21 protein-coding genes and 1 other RNA gene are annotated in these 23,600 nt (G+C 31.5%); 19 read left to right on the forward strand and 3 right to left on the reverse strand.

The window, feature by feature from the left end; all coding sequences use genetic code 11:
- Positions 1-78: 78 nt before the first annotated feature.
- Together ACIJYF_RS01270 and ssrA are read right to left on the reverse strand one after the other, a co-directional pair.
- On the reverse strand, positions 79-1,083 hold the full coding sequence (locus tag ACIJYF_RS01270) for a tyrosine-type recombinase/integrase (protein ID WP_435117054.1): 1,005 nt from the start codon (positions 1,081-1,083) through the stop codon (positions 79-81).
- 92 nt (positions 1,084-1,175) lie between these two features.
- Positions 1,176-1,476, reverse strand: a transfer-messenger RNA (tmRNA) gene (gene ssrA, locus ACIJYF_RS01275).
- A gap of 4 nt (positions 1,477-1,480) precedes the next feature.
- Here ssrA and thyX point away from each other — a divergent pair.
- Positions 1,481-2,428 (forward strand): FAD-dependent thymidylate synthase, encoded by a 948-nt coding sequence (gene thyX / locus ACIJYF_RS01280; protein WP_435117056.1) that lies wholly within the window; start codon positions 1,481-1,483, stop codon positions 2,426-2,428.
- Here the strand turns inward: thyX and ACIJYF_RS01285 are convergent.
- Complete coding sequence (locus ACIJYF_RS01285) at positions 2,409-3,233, reverse strand: Mrp/NBP35 family ATP-binding protein (protein WP_435117058.1); 825 nt, start codon at positions 3,231-3,233, stop codon at positions 2,409-2,411. The two genes, thyX and ACIJYF_RS01285, sit on opposite strands and share 20 nt — an antisense overlap.
- 51 nt (positions 3,234-3,284) lie before the next feature.
- Here ACIJYF_RS01285 and hflK point away from each other — a divergent pair, with 51 nt between their 5' ends.
- From hflK to rodA, 18 genes are all read left to right on the forward strand, one after another.
- A complete protein-coding gene (gene hflK, locus ACIJYF_RS01290; protein ID WP_435117060.1) occupies positions 3,285-4,388 on the forward strand; it encodes an FtsH protease activity modulator HflK in 1,104 nt (367 codons plus the stop codon).
- Positions 4,389-5,258 carry a protease modulator HflC gene (gene hflC, locus ACIJYF_RS01295; protein ID WP_271507939.1) on the forward strand — a complete coding sequence of 290 codons (870 nt, stop codon included), beginning with the start codon at positions 4,389-4,391 and terminating at the stop codon, positions 5,256-5,258.
- Between the two features lie 9 nt (positions 5,259-5,267).
- Positions 5,268-5,453, forward strand: coding sequence for a DUF2065 domain-containing protein (locus tag ACIJYF_RS01300; protein ID WP_435117062.1), 186 nt, complete (start codon positions 5,268-5,270; stop codon positions 5,451-5,453).
- A gap of 1 nt (position 5,454) precedes the next feature.
- On the forward strand, positions 5,455-6,864 hold the full coding sequence (locus ACIJYF_RS01305; protein ID WP_435117064.1) for a Do family serine endopeptidase: 1,410 nt from the start codon (positions 5,455-5,457) through the stop codon (positions 6,862-6,864).
- Positions 6,865-6,866: 2 nt separating this feature from the next.
- Positions 6,867-7,778, forward strand: coding sequence for a tRNA (adenosine(37)-N6)-dimethylallyltransferase MiaA (gene miaA, locus ACIJYF_RS01310; RefSeq protein ID WP_435117066.1), 912 nt, complete (start codon positions 6,867-6,869; stop codon positions 7,776-7,778).
- A gap of 48 nt (positions 7,779-7,826) precedes the next feature.
- Complete coding sequence (locus tag ACIJYF_RS01315; RefSeq protein ID WP_435117068.1) at positions 7,827-9,593, forward strand: acetolactate synthase 3 large subunit; 1,767 nt, start codon at positions 7,827-7,829, stop codon at positions 9,591-9,593.
- Positions 9,594-10,142 carry an acetolactate synthase small subunit gene (gene ilvN / locus ACIJYF_RS01320; RefSeq protein WP_435117070.1) on the forward strand — a complete coding sequence of 183 codons (549 nt, stop codon included), beginning with the start codon at positions 9,594-9,596 and terminating at the stop codon, positions 10,140-10,142.
- A gap of 20 nt (positions 10,143-10,162) precedes the next feature.
- On the forward strand, positions 10,163-11,185 hold the full coding sequence (gene ilvC / locus ACIJYF_RS01325) for a ketol-acid reductoisomerase (protein WP_297681748.1): 1,023 nt from the start codon (positions 10,163-10,165) through the stop codon (positions 11,183-11,185).
- 83 nt (positions 11,186-11,268) lie between these two features.
- Complete coding sequence (locus ACIJYF_RS01330; RefSeq protein WP_435117072.1) at positions 11,269-12,831, forward strand: ABC transporter substrate-binding protein; 1,563 nt, start codon at positions 11,269-11,271, stop codon at positions 12,829-12,831.
- Between the two features lie 67 nt (positions 12,832-12,898).
- Positions 12,899-13,882 (forward strand): ABC transporter permease, encoded by a 984-nt coding sequence (locus ACIJYF_RS01335; RefSeq protein WP_435117074.1) that lies wholly within the window; start codon positions 12,899-12,901, stop codon positions 13,880-13,882.
- On the forward strand, positions 13,875-14,804 hold the full coding sequence (locus tag ACIJYF_RS01340; RefSeq protein ID WP_435117076.1) for an ABC transporter permease: 930 nt from the start codon (positions 13,875-13,877) through the stop codon (positions 14,802-14,804). Before ACIJYF_RS01335 ends, ACIJYF_RS01340 begins: the two co-directional genes overlap by 8 nt.
- Complete coding sequence (locus tag ACIJYF_RS01345; RefSeq protein WP_435117078.1) at positions 14,801-16,483, forward strand: dipeptide ABC transporter ATP-binding protein; 1,683 nt, start codon at positions 14,801-14,803, stop codon at positions 16,481-16,483. Before ACIJYF_RS01340 ends, ACIJYF_RS01345 begins: the two co-directional genes overlap by 4 nt.
- Positions 16,484-16,584: 101 nt before the next feature.
- The gene (locus ACIJYF_RS01350) at positions 16,585-18,156 is read left to right on the forward strand and encodes a 2-isopropylmalate synthase (RefSeq protein ID WP_435117080.1); all 1,572 of its coding nucleotides are present in this window, start codon (positions 16,585-16,587) and stop codon (positions 18,154-18,156) included.
- Position 18,157: 1 nt separating this feature from the next.
- A complete protein-coding gene (locus tag ACIJYF_RS01355) occupies positions 18,158-19,192 on the forward strand; it encodes a rod shape-determining protein (RefSeq protein ID WP_435117082.1) in 1,035 nt (344 codons plus the stop codon).
- A 3-nt stretch (positions 19,193-19,195) separates the two neighbouring features.
- Positions 19,196-20,041, forward strand: a complete 846-nt coding sequence (gene mreC, locus ACIJYF_RS01360) for a rod shape-determining protein MreC (RefSeq protein ID WP_435117084.1) — start codon at positions 19,196-19,198, stop codon at positions 20,039-20,041.
- Positions 20,041-20,559 carry a rod shape-determining protein MreD gene (gene mreD / locus ACIJYF_RS01365; protein ID WP_435117086.1) on the forward strand — a complete coding sequence of 173 codons (519 nt, stop codon included), beginning with the start codon at positions 20,041-20,043 and terminating at the stop codon, positions 20,557-20,559. Before mreC ends, mreD begins: the two co-directional genes overlap by 1 nt.
- On the forward strand, positions 20,552-22,456 hold the full coding sequence (gene mrdA, locus ACIJYF_RS01370; RefSeq protein ID WP_435117088.1) for a penicillin-binding protein 2: 1,905 nt from the start codon (positions 20,552-20,554) through the stop codon (positions 22,454-22,456). Before mreD ends, mrdA begins: the two co-directional genes overlap by 8 nt.
- On the forward strand, positions 22,456-23,580 hold the full coding sequence (gene rodA / locus ACIJYF_RS01375; RefSeq protein ID WP_435117090.1) for a rod shape-determining protein RodA: 1,125 nt from the start codon (positions 22,456-22,458) through the stop codon (positions 23,578-23,580). Before mrdA ends, rodA begins: the two co-directional genes overlap by 1 nt.
- Positions 23,581-23,600: the final 20 nt, after the last annotated feature.

The following is a 23,600-nucleotide window of genomic DNA, read 5'->3' on the forward strand; positions in this document are numbered from 1 at the left end:
AAAGTTTCCTACTAATGTTAATTTGGAATAGTTCCCTTGAATTTGCTATGCGTTTTCGGAAACCTTTAAACTCTAGGACTATCCAATTAATTTAACTACATTAACCTTATTTATTTTATCTAATAAATCTGCAGGTTTAATTCTTGTATATCTTTTTAATTGTGACCAATCTTTATGTCCACTTACTGTAGATACTTCTGCAATGCTCCAGCCATTCAATAAAGCATTGGTACAAAAACAAGCTCTTAGATCATGAAATCTAAAATCTGCAATTCCTGCTTTTATACAAGCGATCTTAAAATGTTTTCTTAATCTTCTGGCAACAATATTAAAAACTTTTTTTCCAAATCTATATTTTTTTAGAATGTTTAATACATTGTCTGGCGCAGGGATTGTTCTGTCTTGTCCATTTTTAGTATCTAAAAAGGTTATTAGTTTTTTTTCATAATCAATATTGTTTTGGGTGAGCCTTAATATTTCTCCCTGTCTTGCACCGGTAGAATAAGCAAAAACCACAATATCCTCTAAAATGTTTAAATGTGAATTTCTACAAGACTCTAGGAGCAACACATATTCAGATTTAGATAGTATTCTGTCCCTAGCGTCATTGACTTTTGGAAGTGTAACCATGTCACAAGGATTTTCTGGTGGTAAATTAATTCCCCATTCTTTCCTTGCTACACGCCAGGCATGAGAAATGATAACTACATACTTCTTAACGGTTGATGGTTTCCTGGTAGAACCCAATTCATTCATTAGCTTATGAATATGGTGTGATTTCAACCGCATTAATGAATTTAAACTGATCTTATGTTTAATTAAAAAATTAATAGTGGAAGTTTCTTCTCTTACACCTTTTTTATTTACAGTTTTTTTATCTCTATATTTAATTAAAATTTCTTTAAGAGTAATTCCTCTTGCCCCAGAGTAATCCTCAAACACTTGTCTTTCCATTTGCGACTCCACTTCTTTTGCAAATTTCTTAGCGTCCTTGATTGTATGAAATGATTTAAAAACTCTTGGATAACCTTTTTTATTTATCTCAACTTTAAACTTCCCACGCTTAACTCTTATGTATGCCATAACGTCCTTTCCACTTTCTAAATAACGTCCTATGAACGTCTTTTTGATTATTGCTTTCTGGAACTGTTGCTATGATTAGAGAATCGCGAATAAGTAAGGGGCGTTCTGTTGCCAGGTGCCCCAAACCCCGTCTACTTAATTAACATAGTTAATTAAGCAGCAAGTGCGTAACTTTCGTTAGCAATTATAAATTTGCCCGTCACGGTGGAGCAATCCCGAACGAAAGAATAGCCTTTAGTCATCCGTCGAATCTAGTTCACCCCCATAAGTTGTAATGGTGGAGGTGGTGGGTACTGCCCCCACGTCCGTAATGGTTATTACGAAATTCGTTTATCGTCGTAGTTGGAAAACCAACATTATTAATATAAAAGGAATTGAAACAGATTCAATAACAATCATGAAATTAACAAAAGAACAGTCAGACGAAATAAAAAATCAACAAAGTCAGAGTAATCCAACCAAAAGAGTTACTGCTCCTGAACTTGAAAAAATCCTCTATGAAGCAATTCCAGCTTTGGACCATGGTTTTGTAAGAGTAATTGATTACATGGGGGATGATACATCAATAGTTCAATCAGCAAGAGTTTCGTACGGTAAAGGAACTAAGCAAATTTCAACTGATAAAGGATTAATTAAATATTTAATGAGACATTGGCACAGTACACCATTTGAAATGTGTGAAATAAAATATCACATTAAGCTTCCAATATTTATTGCAAGACAATGGATCAGACATAGAACTGCAAATGTGAATGAATATTCAGCAAGGTATTCAATTTTAGATAAAGAATTTTATTTACCATCACAAGATAATTTAGCTGCTCAATCTACAAGCAACAGACAAGGTCGAGGAGATGTTTTAGAGGGTGAGCAAGCAAAAGAAGTTTTAGAACTTTTAAAAGATGATGCTGAAAGAACTTATGACAATTATGAGACGATGTTGAATGAGAGATTTGATGGCTCAACTATTGATGAAAATAAAAAGGGTTTAGCAAGGGAACTTGCTAGAATGAATTTGACACTAAATACTTATACTCAGTGGTACTGGAAAACTGATTTATTAAACTTAATGAATTTTTTAAGATTAAGAGCTGATAGTCATGCCCAGTATGAAATAAGAGTTTATGCGGATACTATGTTGGATACTGTTAAAAAATGGGTTCCAATAACTTATGATGCGTTTATGGATTATAGAGTTGGTGGTACTGAAGTTTCAGCTAAAGGAAAAGTAATTATTCAAAAACTTATTAAAGGTGAAAATGTGGATGTCGATAGTTCTGGACTTTCCAAGAGAGAATGGAACGAACTAATGATAGCTTTTGATCTTAAAGATAAGTTGATTTAATTTTATTTGCAAAATCTAAATAAATTTTAGAAATTTCGTGTTCAGGATTAGCTTCAACAATAGGCTTTCCTTCATCTCCATTTTTTCCAACCTCAGGATTGATAGGTATTTCTCCTAAAAATTCTTTTTCAAATTCTTCCGCAGTTTTTTTCACACCACCTTCGCCAAAAATTTTGTATTTTTTGCCATCATCTCCGGTAAAGTAACTCATATTATCTACTAGTCCTAAAATTTTAACTCCAAGCTTATCAAACATTTTAATTCCTCTTTTAACATCTAATAATGCTACCTCCTGTGGAGTAGAGACTATGATTGCTCCATCCATTTTAATTTCTTGCGAAAAAGTTAACTGAGTATCTCCAGTTCCTGGAGGCATATCAACTATTATAAAATCTAAATTTTTCCAGTTAACTTTTTGAGTAAAAGTTTTGATGGCACTTGTTACCATGGGCCCACGCCATATCATCGGAGTTTGTTGATCAGCTAAAAAACCAATAGACATACATTGAATATCATACTTTGAGATTGGATCTAATTTTTGACCATCACTTTTTGGCTTTTCATTAATATCAAACATCTTTGGAATTGATGGACCATAAATATCAGCATCAAGTAGACCAACTTTGCAACCAACTTGTTTTAAAGCTAACGCAAGATTTGTTGCAAAAGTAGACTTTCCAACTCCCCCCTTTGCACTTGAAATTGCAATGGTAAACTTTGTTCCTAAGATTGGGTTTTTTGTGAATTTCTTTGGCTCCAGCTTCTTTTTCATTGCGTCACTTAGTTCTGGTTTTTTGTCAGTCATATTTTCATCATTACTTGTTTTTTATCATAAAGACACTATATACTTTGTCATATGTCTGATGATTTCAAAGGTAGAGGTGGAAGTCCATGGGGAGCACCCCCAGGTGGAGGAGGAAATGGTTCAGGAAGAGGACCAACACCACCAGACATAGATGCGATTATTAAAGATATTCAAAATAAGATTAATAAGTTCTTACCTGGCGGAAGTAAATCAGGTGGAAAGCCGATCGGTCTAATATTAATTGTTTTACTTTTTGTATGGTTGGCAAGTGGATTGTATAGAGTGTTACCTGATGAACAAGGTGTAGTATTAAGATTTGGAAAGTTTATAAAAACAACTCAACCTGGTCTTAACTATCACATTCCTTTTCCGGTAGAAACTGTTGAAACACCAAAAGTTACCAAAGTTAATAGAATGGATATTGGATTTAGATCTGAAAGAGATAGTGGATTTTCTTCAGGCGGAGGTGTAGCTGATGTTCCCCAAGAAAGCTTGATGTTAACTGGGGACGAAAATATTGTGAACATTGACTTTTCAGTATTCTGGGTAATTAAAGATGCTGGTAAATTTTTATTCGAAATTCAAGATCCTGAGGGAACTGTAAAAGCTGCGGCAGAGACTGCAATGAGAGAAGTAATTGCTAAAAGTGATATTCAACCTATTTTAACTGAAGGAAGAGCTAAAATTGAAGTTGAAACACAAGAAATAATTCAATCAATTTTAGATGAATATAATAGTGGAATTCAAATTACTCAGGTTCAAACTCAAAAAGCGGATCCACCGGATCAAGTAATTGATGCATTTAGAGATGTACAAGCTGCAAGAGCTGATATGGAAAGATCTAAGAATGAGGCAGAAGCCTATGCTAATGATGTAATCCCAAGAGCAAGAGGGGAAGCTGCAAAAATTTTACAAGCAGCAGAAGCATATAAACAAAAAGTTGTAGCATCAGCAGAAGGTGAAGCAAGTAGATTTGTTTCAATCTTTAATGAATACGATAAAGCAAAAGAAGTTACTCAAGAGAGAATGTATTTAGAGACAATGGAGAAAGTATTAGCTGACATTGAAAAAGTAATTATAGAGAAAAATGCTGGATCAGGTGTAGTTCCTTATTTACCATTACCTGAACTGGGTAAAACGAAAGCGAGCAATTAGATGAAAGCACAAAAAATATTATTACCAATAGTAGCTGTAATAGGTGCTTTAGTATTCTTTTCAGTATTTATTGTAAAAGAGGTAAACCAAGCAATTGTTCTTCAGTTTGGTGATCCTAAAAAGATCATAGTTGAACCAGGTATAAATTTCAAATTACCTTTTATCCAAAACGTTGTATTTTTAGATAGTAGAATTTTAAATTTAGATACTCCACCAGCAGAGGTTATTGCCTCTGACCAAAAAAGATTAATCGTAGATGCGTTTGCAAGATTTCAAATTATCGATCCCTTAAAATTCTATATTTCTGTTGGGAATGAAAGAGTAGCTAGGTCAAGACTAGCAACAATTATTAACTCAAGAATTAGAAATGTTCTTGGACAGCAAGAACTACAAACTTTATTATCAAAAGATAGATCTAAACAAATGTCTTTAATTCAAGAGGGCGTCAATACAGAAGCCCAAAAGTTTGGAATTAAAATTGTTGATGTGAGAATTAAAAGAGCAGACCTTCCTCAAGCAAACAGTGATGCCATTTATAGAAGAATGCAAACTGAGAGAGAAAGAGAAGCTAAAGAATTTAGAGCAAGAGGTGCTGAGATGGCAGTAACCATTACATCAACAGCAGATAAAGAGGTTTCAGTAATTTTAGCGAACGCCAATAAAGACTCTGAGATCATGAAAGGAGAAGGTGATGGTGAAAGAAACAAAATCTTCGCTGAAGCCTTTGGAAGAGATCCTGAATTTTTTGCGTTTTATAGAGCAATGCAGGCATATGAAACTGCTTTAATTGGTGGAGATACATCGTTAATATTATCTCCTGATAGTGAATTTTTTAAGTTTTTTGGAAATATAAAACCTAAATCACAATAACCTATTCTTATGAAAGAATTGATCATTGCATTTGGTCTCTTTCTTTTTGTTGAAGGAATTTTGTATGCCATATTTCCATCAAAAATGAAAAGTATGTTGAGAAAATTAGAATTTGTAAAAGATAGCCAGTTGAGATTAGGTGGGCTAATTTTTGCAGTTTTAGGATTTGTAATTATTTATTATATTAAAGGTTAGTATGAAAAAAATTAAATTAATATTTTTAACACTTATTTTTACACTTAGTTATTCATTACAATCTAATTCAAAATCAGTGCCAGCATCGTTTGCAGATCTTGCAGAAAGATTGATGCCATCAGTAGTTAATATTTCAACTACACAAACAGTGACTACTACAACTAATCCATTTCCATTTCAATTTCCCCCAGGCTCACCATTTGAAGATATGTTTAAAGAATTTGGTACACCACAAGAAAGAAAATCATCTGCCCTAGGATCTGGATTTATAATTGATGAAAAAGGAATTGTGGTTACGAATAATCACGTTATTCAAGATGCAGAAGACATTATAGTAAGAGTTAATGGTAATGAAGAATATAAGGCAAAAGTAATTGGTGCTGATCCTTTATCCGATATAGCAGTACTTCAGCTAGAAACTGGTGACAAATTTACTCCAGTTGCTTTTGGAGACTCAGATAAAGCAAGAATTGGTGATTGGGTGATTGCTATTGGAAATCCTTTTGGATTAGGTGGAACAGTAACATCAGGAATTATTTCTGCAAGAAATCGATCAATTGGATTATCTAGATACGAAGATTACATACAAACGGATGCATCAATTAATTCAGGAAATTCAGGAGGCCCATTGTTTGATATGGATGGGAATGTGATTGGAATTAATACGGCAATTCTTGGAAGAAACGGATCAATTGGAATAGGTTTTTCAATTCCATCAAACAGCGCAAAAATTGTGATTAACCAATTGATAGAGTTTGGTGAAACCAAAAGAGGTTGGTTAGGCGTAAGAATTCAAGATGTAACGCAAGAAATTGCTGATGTTGAAAAACTAGATGAGCCCAGAGGAGCATTAGTGGCAAGTGTTGCAGAAAATAGCCCTTCTGAAAAAGGTGGAATTAAAGCGGGAGATATTATTTTAGAGTTTAATGGAGTTAGAATTAATCAAATGAAAGAGTTACCAGCAATTGTTGCTAAAACAAAAGTTGGAACAACAGTTAAAGTTAAAATTTGGAGAAATAAAAAAGAATTAACAAAAAATATTCTTTTAGGAAGATTAGAAACATCAGATGATTTTAAAGTTAGTGATAAAAAAACTGAAGCTCCAAAAGACACTATCATAAAAGACTTAAAGATTACTGTTAGAAAACTAACCAAAGAAGATATTAAGACTAGAAAACTTCCTAATCAAATCTCAGGATTGGTTATTACGCAAATAGGAAATACTAGTCCATTACAAAAATCGATAGAAGCCAATAGTATTATCGTTGAAGCACAAAAAACAAAAATTAAAACTGCACAAGATTTAGAAAAAATTGTTAAAGATGTTTTAAAATCAAACCAAAAAACAATTTTACTAGCAATATACAACAATCAAAATCAAAGAAGATATATTGGTGTTAAGCTAGATTAATCATGGATTTTAAATCCAAGATTGTTTTAATTTCTGGACCAACAGCTTCTGGAAAATCTAATTTTTCAGTTAAACTTGCTAAAAAAATTAATGGTGAAATTATTAATGCAGATAGTATGCAGGTTTATAAAGAATTAAAAATTTTATCTGCCAGACCTAATCCTAAAGATTATCAAAAAATAAAACACCATCTGTATGGTTTTCATAGTGTTAAAAAAAACTTTTCAACAGGAGATTGGCTTAAAATTTCAATTAAAAAAATTAATGAAATAAAAAAAAGAAAAAGAACACCAATTTTTGTTGGCGGAACAGGATTATATTTTAAATCTTTAACAGATGGATTAGTAAATATTCCAAATATTCCAATAAGATTTAGAAACAAAGTAAGAGCTTTACATAAAGATTTAGGCCAAAAAAAATTTTATCAAAAACTTATTAAGTTTGATCCAAATTCAAAAGAAAAAATTAATCCAACTGATGCTCAAAGATCAATCAGAGCTTATGAGGTGAAGCAATTTACCAAAAAATCTCTTCATGATTGGTTTCAAAATACAAAATCATATTTTGATAAAGATGATTTTTTAAAAATCTATATTAATTATCCACGCGAAGAACTTGTTCAAAGAATTGGCAAAAGAGTAGAAAAAATGATTAAGGTTGGTGCTATTCAAGAAGTTAAAAAATTTGTTAAATTAAAAGTTAGAAAAGATAAGAGCGTCAATAAAGCCATTGGCATCAATGAGATCAAAGAATATCTGGAGGAAAGAAAAGATATCACTGATGTTATTGAAAAAATATCAATAAAGACTAGACAATACGCTAAAAGACAAAGCACTTGGGCGCGAGGTAACATGATGAGTTGGTTAAAATTGTACCCTCAGGACTTGAATAAATTTTTAAAAAAAATTAAATAATACATTCTATAACTTGACCAATCAGTACAACTTCAGCTAGATTGCAAAATGCCAAAATTATATAGTGGAGCAGAAATTGTATTTAAGTGCCTTGAAGAGCAAAAGGTAAGCCATATTTTTGGTTACCCTGGTGGAGCTGTTCTTCCAATTTATGATGAGCTTAAAAACCATTCTTCAGTAAAACATATTTTAGTAAGACACGAACAAGGAGCTGGTCATGCAGCAGAGGGTTATGCAAGATCTTCTGGTAAGCCTGGAGTTATTTTAGTTACCTCTGGACCAGGTGCAACAAATGTTGTTACCGCACTAACAGATGCATACATGGATTCCGTGCCATTAGTTTGCATTTCTGGACAAGTACCCACTCATTTAATAGGAACTGATGCATTTCAAGAATGTGATACAACTGGAATTACAAGACCATGTACAAAACATAATTGGTTAGTAAAAAATATTAATGATCTGCAAAGAGTAATGCACGAGGCATTTGAAGTTGCAACGACTGGAAGACCAGGACCTGTACTAGTAGACATTCCAAAAGATATTCAGTTTGCAAAAACTAAATATGTTTCATTAAAAAAAGAAAAAAAAATAGAAATTAAAAATAACAATAGATTTAAGCAAAAAGACATTGATCAATTAATTGAGTTAATGAACAAAGCTTCAAAACCAATTTTTTACACAGGTGGTGGAGTTGTTAACTCCGGACCGAAAGCAAGTGAACTTTTAAGAGAGCTAGTTGCATTAACTGGCTTTCCAATTACTACAACATTACAAGGATTAGGTTCTTATCCAGGGGATGATAATCAAAATTTAGGAATGCTTGGGATGCATGGAACTTATGAGGCTAATAATGCTATGCATGATTGTGATTTATTAATTAATATTGGTGCTAGATTTGATGATCGTATCACTGGTAAAATTGATGAGTTTTCACCTAAATCAAAAAAAGTACATATTGATATTGATCCTTCATCAATAAATAAGATTATAAAAGTAGACTTAGCAATTGTTGGTGATGTTAAAGATGTTATTAGATCAACAACCAAAACTCTAAAAAAGAAAAATTTAAATTTAGAAAGATCAAATAAACAAAAAATTTCAAAATGGTGGCAGCAAATTCAAAAGTGGAGAACAAAACAATCCTTAAACTTTGTTAATAGTGATAAAATCATTAAACCACAGCACGCAGTTCAAAGACTTTATGAATTAACAAAAAATCAAGATACTTTTATTACGACAGAGGTTGGGCAACACCAAATGTGGGCCGCACAACACTATAAATTTAATAAACCAAATAGATGGATGACTTCAGGAGGTCTTGGTACCATGGGTTATGGTTTGCCAGCTGCAATAGGTGTTCAGGTTGCAAATCCTACAAAATTGGTAGTTGATGTAGCTGGTGAAGCGTCGATTTTGATGACAATGCAGGAAATCTCAACTGCAATTCAATACAATCTACCAATAAAGATTTTCATTCTAAATAATCAATATATGGGAATGGTTAGACAGTGGCAGGAATTGTTACATGAAAAAAATTATTCAGAAAGTTACTCCGAAGCTTTACCTGATTTTGTAAAATTAGCTGAGGCATATGGATGTGTTGGTATTAGAGCTGAACATCCTGATGAATTAGATGAAAAAATTGAAGAAATGATCAATGTTGATAAACCGGTTATCTTTGATTGTCATGTAGATAAGGCAGAAAATTGTTTTCCTATGATTCCTTCAGGAAAGCCTCATAATCAAATGTTATTAGGTCCAAAAGACCAAGAAGAAAATAAAATTACTGGCAAAGGAAAAGCGTTAGTTTAAATGCCCAAATCTAAATCAGCATATAGCACCCCAACGAAAGTCAGTAAATTAGAAACTCATATAATTGTTGTTTGGGTAGATAATGAGGCAAGTGTGCTATCCAGAGTAGTAGGTCTTTTTTCTGGAAGAGGATACAATATAGAGTCCCTTGCGGTTGCGGAAGTTGATCAGAAAAACAACCTTTCAAGAATTACTATCGTTACAACTGGAACACCTGAAGTTATTGAGCAAATTGTTCTTCAATTAAAAAAATTAGTGCCAGTTCACAAAGTTGGTAATTTTAAAAGAGAAGATAAAAATGTAATTTTTAAAGAAATGGCACTATTTAAAGTAATTGGAAATTCAGCTAAAATAAATAAAGCTTTAAGTGCTTGTAAAAAATTTAATCCAGTTATATTAGATCAAACTAAGAAATCTGCTGTAATTCAAATTACAGCTCTCAGAAGAGAAATTGATAAAATGACAAAAAATTTAAAATCGCACGGTCTTATAAGTGTCTCAAGAACTGGAGCGGTTGCAATGACAAGAGGCGCTGAAATATTTAACTAATTAATTAAGGAGAAAAAAAAATGAAAATGTTTTATGAAAAAGATGCAGACGTTGAATTAATTAAAGGAAAAAAAATTGCTATTTTTGGTTATGGAAGCCAAGGACATGCTCATGCCTTAAACTTAAAAGATAGCGGAGTTAAAGAAATAGTTGTTGCTCTAAGAGAAGGATCTTCAAGTGTTGCAAAAGCTGAATCTAAAGGTTTAAAAGTAATGAATTTATCAGATGCTGCTGCATGGGCAGATGTGGTTATGATTTTAACTCCAGATGAATTACAAGCTGAAATTTATAAAAATCATATTGAACAAAGAGTAAGAGAAGGAACAAGTATTGCATTTGCTCATGGATTAAATGTTCACTACGATTTAATTAAAGCAAGAAAAGATTTAGATGTATTTATGGTTGCTCCAAAAGGCCCTGGACATTTAGTTAGAAGTGAATATGAAAAAGGTGGCGGAGTTCCATGCTTGTTTGCTGTTCATCAAGATGGATCAGGAAAAGCAAGAGATCTAGCATTATCTTATGCATCTGCAGTAGGTGGTGGAAGATCTGGAATAATTGAAACTACATTTAAGGACGAAGTTGAAACAGATTTATTTGGAGAACAAACTGTTTTATGTGGTGGTTTAGTTGAGTTGATCAAAAATGGTTATGAAACTTTAACCGAAGCTGGATATGAACCAGAGATGGCATATTTTGAAACTGTTCATGAAGTTAAATTGATTGTTGATTTAATTTATGAAGGTGGAATTGCAAATATGAACTATTCTATTTCTAATACTGCTGAGTACGGTGAATATGTTTCAGGTCCTAGAATTGTAAATAAAGAAGAAACTAAAAAAAGAATGAAAGAAGTTTTGACTGATATCCAATCTGGAAAATTCACTAAAGAGTGGATGGATGAATGTAAAAATGGTCAAAAAAACTTTCTTGCAACTAGAGCAAAATTAGCTGAGCACTCAGTAGAAAAAGTAGGCGCAGAACTAAGAGCTATGATGCCATGGATTGGTAAGAAAAAATTAGTTGATAGCGATAAAAGCTAAATTTTTATTATAAAATTTTATCTATAATAATTTTATTATTTCACTTATACTTTTTTTAAATAAATTTAAAAAAGAGGTGAATAATGAAGATTAAGAATTTAATAAGAGTACTGCTATCTGTAGTTCTATTATTTGGATTTTCTTCTGCGATGGCCAAAACTATTAAATGGTCAATGCAAGGAGACAGTCTTACACTAGATCCACACGCACAAAACGAAGGTCCAACTACTCAAGTTTCAAGACAAATATATGAAGCTTTAGTTGAGAGAGCTGTAGATATGAAAATTCAACCAGCTTTGGCAACAAAATGGAAAGCGACTGATCCTAACACTTGGATTTTCACTTTAAGAGAAGATGTAAAATTTTCTGACGGTTCTAAAATGACATCTGATGATGTTGTTTTTAGTGTTTTAAGAGCTAAGCAAAGAACATCTGATTTTAAAGAGTATATCAGTACAATTTCAGGAGTTGAAGCTGTTGGCGATTACGCTGTTAAAATTACAACGAGTAAGCCTAATCCAATTCTTTTAAATCAACTTTCAAACATTTTTATAATGTCAAAAGCATGGTCTGAAAAGAATTTTGCAATGTCGCCTCAAAACTGGGATGCTGGACAAGAAACTTTTTCTGCAACTAATGCTTTAGGAACAGGACCTTTTAAAATTACTTTAAGAGAGCCTAATACTAAAACAGTGTTCAAAAGGAATAAGCATTGGTGGGGTGAGATGACAGATAAAAAAGTAACTCAAATTGAATTACTTCCTATTAAAAATGCAGCAACTAGAGTTGCGGCATTATTATCTGGAGAAATTGATTTAGTAACTGATGCACCAGTTCAAGATTTAGCTCGTATTGGATCTTCATCTGCGCACAAAGTTGAAAGTACTGCACAAATGCGTACAATTTTTCTAGGAATGGATCAATCAGCTGATCAGTTAAGAACTGGTAATACAGGCGATAACCCATTTAAGAAAAAAGAGGTAAGACAAGCTCTTTATCAAGCAATTGATATAGAAGCTATCAAGAAAAAAGTTATGAGAGGTTTAAGTGAACCCGCAGGAATTATAACTTTCCCAGGTGTAAATGGTTACACTACAGATCTTGATAAAAGATTACCTTATGACGTAGACGCTGCTAAAAAACTATTAGCGGATGCAGGTTATCCAAATGGTTTTGATGTTGAGCTAAGATGTCCAAATGACAGATATGTAAATGATGAAGCAATTTGTACTGCTGTTGTTGGAATGTTTGGTAAAATTGGTGTTAACGTTAACCTGTTTGCACAAACTAAAAGTAAACACTTTAAAGAACTGAAAGATAATCAAGGTGATTTCTACATGCTTGGTTGGGGTGTTCCTACTCTGGATAGTCACTATGTGTTTCATTATTTATATGAAAGTGGTGCTAGCTGGAATAAAGTTAACTTTAGTAACTCAGAGGTAGACGCTGCTATAAGAGTTATGGAAGGCGAAGTTGATTTAGACAAAAGGAATGCTGCAATAGCTAATGCTTGGAAAATTGTAAAAGATGATATTTCTTATCTTCCATTGCATCACCAAGTAATTTCTTGGGCAGCAAAAACCAATGTTAACGTACCTATCAGACCAAATAACGAACCGTTATTTAAGGCTGCTAGCTTTAACTAAATAATATTTTTACTAGCCCTTTAAAAATTATAAAGGGCTAGTATCAAAAAAATAATTTCTTCTTAAATTGATAAAATATTTCTTTAAACGATTGTTTCAGTCTGCTTTGGTGATGCTTGTTGTTGCCTTTGTATCCTTTTCATTATTCAATTTTGTAGGAGACCCAATCAATAATATGGTTGGAGAGGAGACTTCAGATGAAGAAAGGTCTGAGCTTAGAGAAACTCTAGGATTAATGGACCCTATTCATGTTCAATTTTCAAGATTTGTAGTTAATGCCTCTAAAGGTGAATTTGGTATTTCTTATCAATTAAGAAGACCTGTTTCTGAACTAATAGCGGAAAGATTGCCCGCAACAATCGAGCTTGTTTTAATATCAGCTCTAATTGCTCTAATAAGTGGAACTCTTCTTGGAGTTTATACAGGAATAAATAGGAAAAGTTTTGTTAGTGATATTATCTTAGCAGTCTCTCTTCTTGGGGTTTCGCTTCCAACTTTTGTTATTGGTATATTATTTATCTATTTATTTGCAGTTATATTGGGAATATTACCTTCCTTTGGAAGAGGCGAAGTAGTTGATCTAGGATTTTGGACTACTGGATTTCTCTCAATTTCAGGATGGAAAGCAATTATTCTTCCTTCAGTTACATTAAGCCTTTTTCAAATGACTTATATAATTAGACTTGTTAGAGCAGAAATGATGGAAATTTTACAGACAGATTATATTAAATTTGCAAGAGCAAGAGGGATTAGTGAAGAAAGTATTAAATATAAACATGCATTAAAAAATGGATTAATCCCAGTAATTACAATTGCTGGAATAAATATTGGAACATTAATCGCTTTTTCAATTATTACAGAAACAGTTTTTCAGTGGCCAGGTATGGGATTTTTATTTATTCAAGCAGTTCAGTTTGTTGATATTCCAATTATGTCTGCTTATTTAGTATTTATAGCTTTTGTTTTTGTAATGATAAATTTTATAGTTGATATTTTATACTATTTTATAGATCCAAGAATTCGTGTTAAGGGGGATAGTGTCAGTGGATAACAATATTAACACTACTTGGTCAAGAATTAAAGATAGTGATATTTTTTTTAGTTTTAAAAAATCTCCGACAGCTATAATTTCATCGTTTATTTTATTTATAATTTTTTTCTGTTCTTTTTTTGTGGAGCTAATTACTCCTTATAATCCATTTGATCCTTCTTCGTTATCTTTAATGGAAGCATTTACACCCCCATCTTGGACAGAGGAAGGTTTGTCAAAATTCATTTTAGGTACAGATGGTCAAGGTAGAGATATGCTATCTACAATTTTATTTGGGTCAAGAATTTCTTTAATAGTAGGTTTTTCTGCAATTATATTTAGCTTGATTTTAGGAGTTGGACTTGGATTAACTGCTGGATATTTTGGAGGAAAATATGAAATGATTGTTATGAGATTAACTGATGTTCAGTTAACTGTTCCAAGTATTTTAATGGCTTTATTAGTTGATGGTATCGCAAGAGGATTAATCTCTAGAGAGATGCATGATGAAATGGCAATTTATGTTTTGATATTTGCAATTGGTATTTCAGAATGGCCACAATTTGCGAGAGTATCTAGAGCAGCAACTTTAGTTGAAAAAAATAAAGATTATGTTTCAGCATCTACAATAATTGGAGTTTCAAATTTAGTTATTATGTTTAAACATATCTTACCAAATATTTTAAGACCAGTGTTGGTAATAGGAACTATTGGCCTTGCACTTGCAATTATCGCTGAGTCTACATTAAGTTTTTTAGGAGTAGGAGTTCCGCCAACAACTCCATCACTTGGAACTTTGATTAGATTAGGAAATGATTTTTTATTTTCAGGTGAATGGTGGATTACTTTTTTTCCAGCAATATTTTTAGTGATACTTGCTTTTTCAATTAATCTATTAGGGGATTGGATGCGTGATACGTTAAATCCAAGGTTGAATAAATGAGTTTTTTAAAGATTAAAGATCTAAGCGTGGACTATCAAATGAGAAAAGAAACAGTTTACGCTGCAAAAAATATAAATATTGAAGTTAATAAAGGAGAAATATTGGGTTTAGTTGGTGAATCTGGATCAGGAAAAAGTACAGTGGGAAATGCGATTATTAATTTAATAGATGAACCCGGTAAAGTTTCAAGTGGTTCAGTTTTATTAGGTGACCTTAATATTCATGAAGATCCTTTAAACATTGTTAAATATAGAGGAAAAAAAATTGGACTTATATTCCAAGATCCACAAACCTCACTTAATCCAATACTTACAATTGGTGAGCAGTTAATAGAAACTATTCAAACTCATTTAGATTTAACCAAAGAAGAAGCAAAAGAAAGATCAATAAGCTTACTTAATGAAGTTGGAATAAAAGATGCCATAAAAAGATTTGATGATTATCCTCATCAGTTCTCAGGCGGTATGAGACAAAGAGTGGTTATATCCCTTGCTTTATGTTGTGAGCCTGAATTACTAATAGCAGATGAACCAACTACAGCATTAGATGTATCTATTCAGTCACAAATTTTAGATTTAATTAAAAAGCTAACTAAAGAAAGAAATTTAGCAGTAATTTTAATTACTCATGATATGGGTGTTATAGCTGAAACAGCTAACAGAGTGGCAGTGATGAAAAATGGAGATGTAGTTGAAATTGGTATCACTAAAGAAATATTAACAAACCCAAAGAAAACTTATACCAAAAGCTTAGTAAGCTCTGTACCTCCAACAAATAAAAAGATATCTAGATTTGTGATAATTGAAAAAGAAAATGATGAAACAAATAAAAATAATCTAAAAATATTAAATAGATGGACAAAAAAAGAAATTATAAAACAAAATTTGGTTCAAGTTAAAAATTTAAGTAAAAGTTTTGATGATAATTTTTTTACCGAAAGTTCTAAAAATTCTGTAATGGCAGTTAATGATGTTTCTTTTAATATTAGAGAAGGAGAGTCTTTTGGATTGGTAGGAGAAAGTGGTAGTGGAAAATCAACAATAGCTAAAATGATTGTAAACTTATTTAAACCATCTGTAGGTGAAATTTTTTTTGACAATGTTTGTGTAACAAAAATTAAACAAAATTCTGAAATGATGAAATTCAGAAAACAAATTCAAATGATATTTCAAGACCCTTATTCGTCATTAAATGGAAGACTAAAAGTAAGAGATATAGTCTCTGAACCTATAAAACTTCACAATCCATTAATAAGTAAAAATGATTTAGATAGTTATGTTTTTGATTTATTAGAGTCAGTTGAGCTTACTCAAAATTCAGCCGATCGTTATCCTCATGAATTTTCTGGTGGTCAAAGACAAAGAATATCAATTGCAAGATCACTAGCAACACAGCCAAGACTTTTAGTTTGTGATGAACCAACCTCTGCTTTAGATGTAAGTATTCAAGCTCAAATATTAAATTTATTAAAAGACCTTCAGGAGCAACTCAATTTAACTATATTATTTATAAGTCATGATTTGCCAGTTGTTAGGCAAATGTGTGATAGAATTGGAGTATTAAGAGATGGCAAATTATGTGAGGTTTCAGATACTGAGGATTTATTTTTAAAACCTAAGCATGATTATACAAAAGAGCTTTTACACTTAATGCCAAAAATTGAGTCAATTTATAACTAAAATTAGAAGACCTGAAACGGTCTAATAATAAGAGAAAATTTACAAATTATTTTGCAATCTCTCTTATAGATTGTATTATAGTTTTTCTAAATTATTTAGTTATGAGCGACAAAAATAGAGTTTTTATATTTGATACAACTATGCGTGATGGTGAGCAATCACCAGGTGCGTCCATGAGTTTGGAAGAAAAAATTCAAATAGCAAGAGTATTTGATGAATTAGGTGTTGATATTATTGAAGCTGGCTTTCCTATTGCATCCCCTGGAGATTTTGAAGCAGTATCAGAAGTTAGTAAAATTTTAAAAAATTCTATTCCAGCAGGTCTTTCTAGACATTCTGTAAAAGATATTGATAGAGCATATGAAGCATTAAAACATGCTCCAAGATTTAGAATTCATACGTTTATTTCAACAAGTCCTTTGCATATGAAGCACAAACTTAATATGTCACCTGAGGATGTATACGACTCAATTGGAAAACATGTTGCTTATGCAAGAAAATTTACTGACGATGTAGAGTGGTCTTGTGAAGATGGAACGAGAACTGATATGGACTATATGTGTAAGACAGTAGAGCTTGCCATTAAAAATGGAGCAACTACAATAAATATTCCTGATACAGTTGGATACACGATACCTTCTGAATTTACCACAATAATAGAAACATTGTTAAATAAAGTTCCTAATATTGATAAAGCAATTTTATCTACCCATTGTCATAATGATTTAGGTTTGGCTGTTGCAAACTCTTTAGCTGGAGTTCAAGCAGGTGCAAGACAAATCGAATGTACAATAAATGGTCTAGGTGAAAGAGCAGGTAATGCTGCTTTAGAAGAAGTTGTTATGGCAATTAAAACTCGACCAGACTTATTACCTTATGACACAGGTATTAACACAACATTATTAAGCAAAGCATCAAAAATCGTATCTAATGCTACAGGTTTTCCAGTTCAATACAATAAAGCGATTGTAGGTAAAAACGCTTTTGCTCATGAAGCGGGAATTCATCAAGATGGAATGTTAAAGAATAGACAAACGTATGAAATCATGACACCTGAGAGTGTAGGAGTTAAACAAACTTCTTTAGTAATGGGCAAACATTCTGGAAGACATGCTTTTAAAGACAAAATGAACAGCTTGGGCTACCCTGATCTTACTGATGATGTGGTAAGTAATGCATTTGCAAAATTTAAAGTCTTAGCAGATAAGAAAAAGCATGTTTATGACGAAGATATAATTGCATTAGTCGATGATAGTTTGATTATTGATAACAAAGTAAACGCTATAAGTTTAAAATCGTTAAAGGTTTTTGCTGGAACGGGAGAACCACAAAGAGCAGAGATGACATTGGATGTTTATGGAGATGTAAAACAAGCCTCAGAAACCGGTGATGGACCAGTTGATGCAATATTTAAATGTATTAAAGCCCTATATCCGCACGATGTTAATTTACAACTTTATCAGGTTCACGCTGTAACAGAGGGAACTGATGCACAAGCGACTGTGAGTGTTAAAATTGAAGAAAAAGGAAAAACAACTGTAGGCCAAGCAGCTGATACAGATACATTAGTTGCATCAGCAAATGCTTATATTAATGCATTAAATAAAATGATTATTAAACGAGATAAAACAGCTCCAATGGAGCAAGAAAATCAAAAGGTGAGAGGTATATAAAATGGGACTATTCGACAGAGTTAAAAAAATTTGGAGCCAAGATATGGCAATCGATCTTGGAACAGCAAACACACTGGTTGTTTTAAAAGGACAAGGTGTAGTTTTAAACGAACCTTCTGTTGTTGCGATAGTAGATCAAGGAGGAAAGAAAAATGTTTTAGCCGTTGGTGATGAAGCAAAAACTATGCTTGGAAGAACACCAGGAAACATAAGTGCGATTAGACCATTGAGGGACGGTGTGATTGCAGACTTTATTGTGACTGAAGAAATGATTAAGCACTTTATTAAAAAAGTTCATAAAGGAAGTACGTTTGCAAATCCTAGAATTTTAATTTGTGTTCCAACAGGCTCAACACCTGTTGAGAGAAAAGCAATTCAAGATAGTGCTCTTGCAGCGGGTGCTAGAAGAGTTCAGTTAATTGAAGAACCTATTGCTGCTGCAATAGGAGCTGGACTTCCAATTTCTGAAGCAACAGGATCTATGATTGTAGATATTGGTGGGGGAACTAGTGAAATTGCTGTGATGTCTTTAGGTGGATTAGTTTATTCAAAATCTCTAAGAGTTGCAGGTGACGCAATGGATGCAGCTATAGTTAATTATATGAGAAAAGAATATAATTTATTAATTGGAGACGGTACTGCAGAAAAAATTAAAAAAGAAATGGGTACTGCAATAGCTACTGGAAAAAATACTTACCCTGTAAAAGGAAGAGACCTGAGATCTGGTACACCTAAGGAAGTAAATATTACAGAGGAAGATACTGCCGAAGCATTAAATGACATCATGAAGGAGATGATTAATTCTATTAAGCAAGCTCTAGAAAATACTCCTCCAGAATTATCAGCTGATTTAGTTGATATGGGATTAACATTAACTGGTGGTGGAGCTTTATTAAAAAATATTGACAAAAGGTTTTCAAAAGAAACAGGTTTACCAGTACATGTTGCTGATGATCCATTATCTTGTGTTGCTGTTGGTACTGGAAAAGCATTGGATCAAGAAGAAACTTTTTCTACTATGTTATCAGAATATTAAGAGATGGTTAAAGGCAGAGATGATTTTGTAATTGCCTTAAGATCAACTTTTTTTAAAAAGAAAGAAAAACAAAAGTTTTCACTAATAAGCTTAATTATTTTATCTCTAATCGTAATAATTTTTAGTAACCTTAATTTTAAACTAATTCAATTTGTTAAATTAGGAATCAATGAAGTAATTTATAGATCTTCATATATTTCATCAGTTCCAGAAAATAAAATAAAAGAGATAATATCCGAAATCAAATCACACATCAATTTGCATGAAATTCATCAAAAAGAATTAATTAAAATTGAAAATACAGAAGAGATTATAGCATTAAATAATTTTTTAACTGCAGAAAATAAAAAGCTTAGAGAGTTAATTGATGAAAGCATAAATTCAGAAGAGATATTTGCTAGAGTTTTAATTGATAGAGAAAGTCCATTTCTTAAATCTATTGTTTTAAACAAAGGGTCAAAAGATAATGTCAAAATTGGAATGGCAATAATGGATAGAAACTATTTAGTTGGACAAATTATTGAAGTAAATTACTCAAATTCTAGGGCTCTTCTTTTGTCAGATTTAAACAGTAAAATACCAGTGATTATTCAACCTCCATTCATGCAAGCCGTTGCGTCTGGGACTGGTAAAGACTATGGAGTCATTGAATATACTAAAGATGAGTATGAGGAAAATCAAATTGAAAGTAAGGTAATCGTATATACTTCTGGATTAGGTGGTTTATTTAAACCAGGTATTCCAGTTGGTAAAATACTTAATAACTCAGGGCAAATAGAATTTTTTTCTGATTTTGGACAATTAAGCTTCGTAAAGATTACAGAATTTAAGATAGGTGAGGATAAATAATGGCTTCATTGAACAAAAGTACCTTTTTAAAATCATTTCTTTCATATTTACCGATCATATTTTTGTTTTTTTCTGTATTTAATGAGTTTGATTTTAATTATTTAAAATTAGATTATTTCTCATTTAATTTTATTTTTATTTTGATATTTTTTTGGACTTTAAGGAATCCTGATTATCTTGGATATTTGTCTATTTTTTTAGCAGGGATAATTAATGATGTAGTAATTGGTGTTCCAATTGGAATAAGTAGTTTTTGTTATTTATTAATCTGCGCTATAACATCATATATTAGACAAATCACATTAAGTCCTAAATTTATAAATGATTGGCTTTCATTTATTGTTACTGTTTTGCTCATAAATTCAATTCAGGTAATAATTTTAGATTTAATTTTTTTATACCAGGTAGATTATATGAACTACTTGATAAACTCAGGCTTTACTTTTTTGTTTTACCCATTATTTTTTTTATTATTCAATATTCTAAATAGCCAAATTTCTCTAAAAAAAAATGATTAAAGAAAACTCAGGAATTAGAAAAACAGACGTAATTAATAGACGGATGTTTATTATAGGTGCTGCAAAGATAATTATCTTTACTGGAATTATAGCTAGACTTTTTTCTTTACAGGTAAATGAAAATAAAAAATACCTAACTCTATCAGATAAAAATAGAATCCGAGAATGGAAACTTCCACCTACAAGAGGAGATATTGTTGATTATTTTGGAAATGTAATAGCTGGAAATTTAAAAGTTTATCAACTTCATATTATTCCTGAACAAGTTGAAAATTTTAATTATTTGATATCAAGATTAAAAGTATTACTTAATCTTAGTGATAAAAAAATAGAAAAAATAGTTAAGCTAAAAAATAAATTGAAACCATGGGAAAGTATTATTGTTTCTGAAAATCTTTCTTGGAGTGATTTTTTAAAAATAAATAATTTTTTATATGATTTAGTTGGTGCAAAGCCTGTTATGACTATATCTAGAAATTATCCTTTTAGTGACATTTATACTCATATTTTGGGTTATGTTAGTCAACCCAATGAAGAAGAAATTCTTGCTAATGAAATAGTACAAGAAAGATTTGTTCCAGGTATGAAAATTGGAAAATTAGGTTTAGAAAAAACTTTAGAAAATTTCTTGATTGGAAGTAATGCAATCCAAAGATATGAGGTTAATGCTTATGGAAAAAGGATTAATCAACTTGAGCATCAAAAAGGTAACCAAGGTTTAAGAATACGTCTCACTGTAGATACTGAAATTCAGAAAGCTTGTGGAAAAATTTTAAATGATCGAGCTGGATCTATCAGCGTGATGGATATTTATACTGGTGACGTTATTGCAATGTATTCATCCCCTTCTTACGACCCAAATAAATTTTTGTTTGGAATAAGTAATGATGATTGGGCCTTGATTAGAAATAATCCTTTAAAACCTCTAATAAATAAAACACTTTCTGGACTTTATTCTCCGGGATCAACAATAAAACCAATTGTAGCTTTATCAGCTTTAGAAAACAAAATTGTTAGTCCAAATTTTAAAGTAAAATGTACAGGAAAGATGGAACTCTTCGGACAAACATTTCATTGCTGGAAAGAAAAAGGTCACGGATTTATGAGTTTAAAAAATGCAATGAAACAATCATGTGATACTTATTTTTACGAAGTTGCAAGACTGCTAGGTGTAGATCGACTAAAGGTTACAGCTGAAAAATTTGGACTAGGAAAAAAAGTATTAGGAGATTATTTTGATTATGAGAAATCAGGTTTGTTTCCTAATACAAAATGGAAAAAAAATAATCTTGGAAAAGGTTGGGTACTTGGAGAAACATTAATAACTGGAATAGGTCAAGGTTACACCCAAACTACTCCTCTTCAATTATGTCTTATGACAGCTCAAATTGCTAATGGTGGTTACGAAATAAAACCAAGAATTATAGTAAACAATAATCCTATGTCTTTAGAAGAAGCCAAAAGTAAATTGCAAGAGGAAACTTTGCATGGACAAGAAAAAAAATTATTTAAGGATCATAAAAATATCAAAATTATTCAAGAAGCAATGTTTAGTTCAACTAATGAATTATATGGAACATCATATAAATCCAGAATAGATGATCCAAAGTATCAATTCGCAGGTAAAACTGGAACTGCCCAGGTAAAGAGAATTAGTATGCGTGAAAGAGAACTTGATTTAAAAATTGAACAAATTCCATACAAAGATAGAGACCATGCATTATTTGTTGCATATGGACCATATGTAAATCCAAGATATGCATTAAGTATCATTGTTGAACATGGTGGCTCAGGAAGCAAAACTGCTGCGCCAATAGCAAAAAAATTATTTAAATTAATTATTGATAGAGACAAATTAAGAAATAAACAAAAAAATTTTGAGGAAATAGATATTTAATGTTTCAACCTGATAGATTAAATAATGAACTTTCTTTTTGGCAAAAAGTTAAAGCATTAGATTACATTTTACTAACAAGCGTGTTACTAGTTTCCACAATAAGTTTATTTGTGATGTATTCAACAGATGGAGGAGAAATTCTTTATCATACAAAAAGTCATTTTAGTAAAATTATAATTTTTTTTCCTTTAATGATTTTCATTGGCTTTTTTAATATCAAATGGTGGCATAATTTTTCCTACTTATTTTACATTGTTGTAGTTCTTTTATTAATTTACGTTTCCTTTTTTGGAATTAAATCTTCAGGTTCTAGAAGATGGATGGATTTATATTTATTTAATTTACAACCATCAGAGTTGATGAAGATTGCGATTATACTTTGTTTAGCAAAATATTATCACAGGATAAAAATTGAAAATGTCAACTCTTTAACAAGTATAATTACGGTTTTAACTATAATTTTAGTTCCAATATTAATGGTACTTTCTCAACCAGATTTAGGAACCTCAATTTTAATTACATCTAGTGCATTAATTATTTTATGGTTAGGAGGTGTTAAAATAAAATATTTTATTTATTCGTTCATTGTTTTCTTGATATCTCTACCTTTTGTAATTTCATTTTTAAAGCCCTACCAAAAATTGAGAATATTGACTTTTTTGGATCCAGATAGAGATCCATTAGGAGCAGGTTATCAAATAATTCAATCAAAAATAGCAATAGGTTCTGGAGGATTAGATGGCAAAGGATTTTTAAAAGGGACACAAAGCTACTTAGACTTTTTACCTGAGAAACATACTGATTTTATTTTTACTTTGTTTTCGGAGGAGTTTGGATTTGTTGGTTCAGTTGGACTTCTGTTATTGTATACAATTATTATTATTAGAATAATTCAAATAGGTGCAATTTCTAGAAGTAGTTTTGCTAAAATGTTTTGTTTTGGTTTTGCATTTGCGATATTTATTTATATTACGGTTAATTTATCGATGGTGTTAGGGTTGTTACCTATAGTTGGCTCTCCACTTCCGATAATGTCTTATGGAGGATCTTCAATGCTCGCTACCATGATTGGTTTTGGCATTGTGTTAAGTGCCAAAATTCATAGCCAACAAACTATAGCTTAAATTATTACAATATATTTAAG

Source organism: Candidatus Pelagibacter bacterium nBUS_49, assembly GCF_051200925.1.
Lineage (GTDB): Bacteria > Pseudomonadota > Alphaproteobacteria > Pelagibacterales > Pelagibacteraceae > Pelagibacter.

Coding starts and splice junctions, on each gene's coding strand:
- ACIJYF_RS01270 (WP_435117054.1), bottom strand. CDS start 1,083: ATGGCATACATAAGAGTTAAGCGTGGGAAGTTTAAAGTTGAGATAAAT.
- thyX (WP_435117056.1), top strand. CDS start 1,481: ATGAAATTAACAAAAGAACAGTCAGACGAAATAAAAAATCAACAAAGT.
- ACIJYF_RS01285 (WP_435117058.1), bottom strand. CDS start 3,233: ATGACTGACAAAAAACCAGAACTAAGTGACGCAATGAAAAAGAAGCTG.
- hflK (WP_435117060.1), top strand. CDS start 3,285: ATGTCTGATGATTTCAAAGGTAGAGGTGGAAGTCCATGGGGAGCACCC.
- hflC (WP_271507939.1), top strand. CDS start 4,389: ATGAAAGCACAAAAAATATTATTACCAATAGTAGCTGTAATAGGTGCT.
- ACIJYF_RS01300 (WP_435117062.1), top strand. CDS start 5,268: ATGAAAGAATTGATCATTGCATTTGGTCTCTTTCTTTTTGTTGAAGGA.
- ACIJYF_RS01305 (WP_435117064.1), top strand. CDS start 5,455: ATGAAAAAAATTAAATTAATATTTTTAACACTTATTTTTACACTTAGT.
- miaA (WP_435117066.1), top strand. CDS start 6,867: ATGGATTTTAAATCCAAGATTGTTTTAATTTCTGGACCAACAGCTTCT.
- ACIJYF_RS01315 (WP_435117068.1), top strand. CDS start 7,827: ATGCCAAAATTATATAGTGGAGCAGAAATTGTATTTAAGTGCCTTGAA.
- ilvN (WP_435117070.1), top strand. CDS start 9,594: ATGCCCAAATCTAAATCAGCATATAGCACCCCAACGAAAGTCAGTAAA.
- ilvC (WP_297681748.1), top strand. CDS start 10,163: ATGAAAATGTTTTATGAAAAAGATGCAGACGTTGAATTAATTAAAGGA.
- ACIJYF_RS01330 (WP_435117072.1), top strand. CDS start 11,269: ATGAAGATTAAGAATTTAATAAGAGTACTGCTATCTGTAGTTCTATTA.
- ACIJYF_RS01345 (WP_435117078.1), top strand. CDS start 14,801: ATGAGTTTTTTAAAGATTAAAGATCTAAGCGTGGACTATCAAATGAGA.
- ACIJYF_RS01350 (WP_435117080.1), top strand. CDS start 16,585: ATGAGCGACAAAAATAGAGTTTTTATATTTGATACAACTATGCGTGAT.
- ACIJYF_RS01355 (WP_435117082.1), top strand. CDS start 18,158: ATGGGACTATTCGACAGAGTTAAAAAAATTTGGAGCCAAGATATGGCA.
- mreC (WP_435117084.1), top strand. CDS start 19,196: ATGGTTAAAGGCAGAGATGATTTTGTAATTGCCTTAAGATCAACTTTT.
- mreD (WP_435117086.1), top strand. CDS start 20,041: ATGGCTTCATTGAACAAAAGTACCTTTTTAAAATCATTTCTTTCATAT.
- mrdA (WP_435117088.1), top strand. CDS start 20,552: ATGATTAAAGAAAACTCAGGAATTAGAAAAACAGACGTAATTAATAGA.
- rodA (WP_435117090.1), top strand. CDS start 22,456: ATGTTTCAACCTGATAGATTAAATAATGAACTTTCTTTTTGGCAAAAA.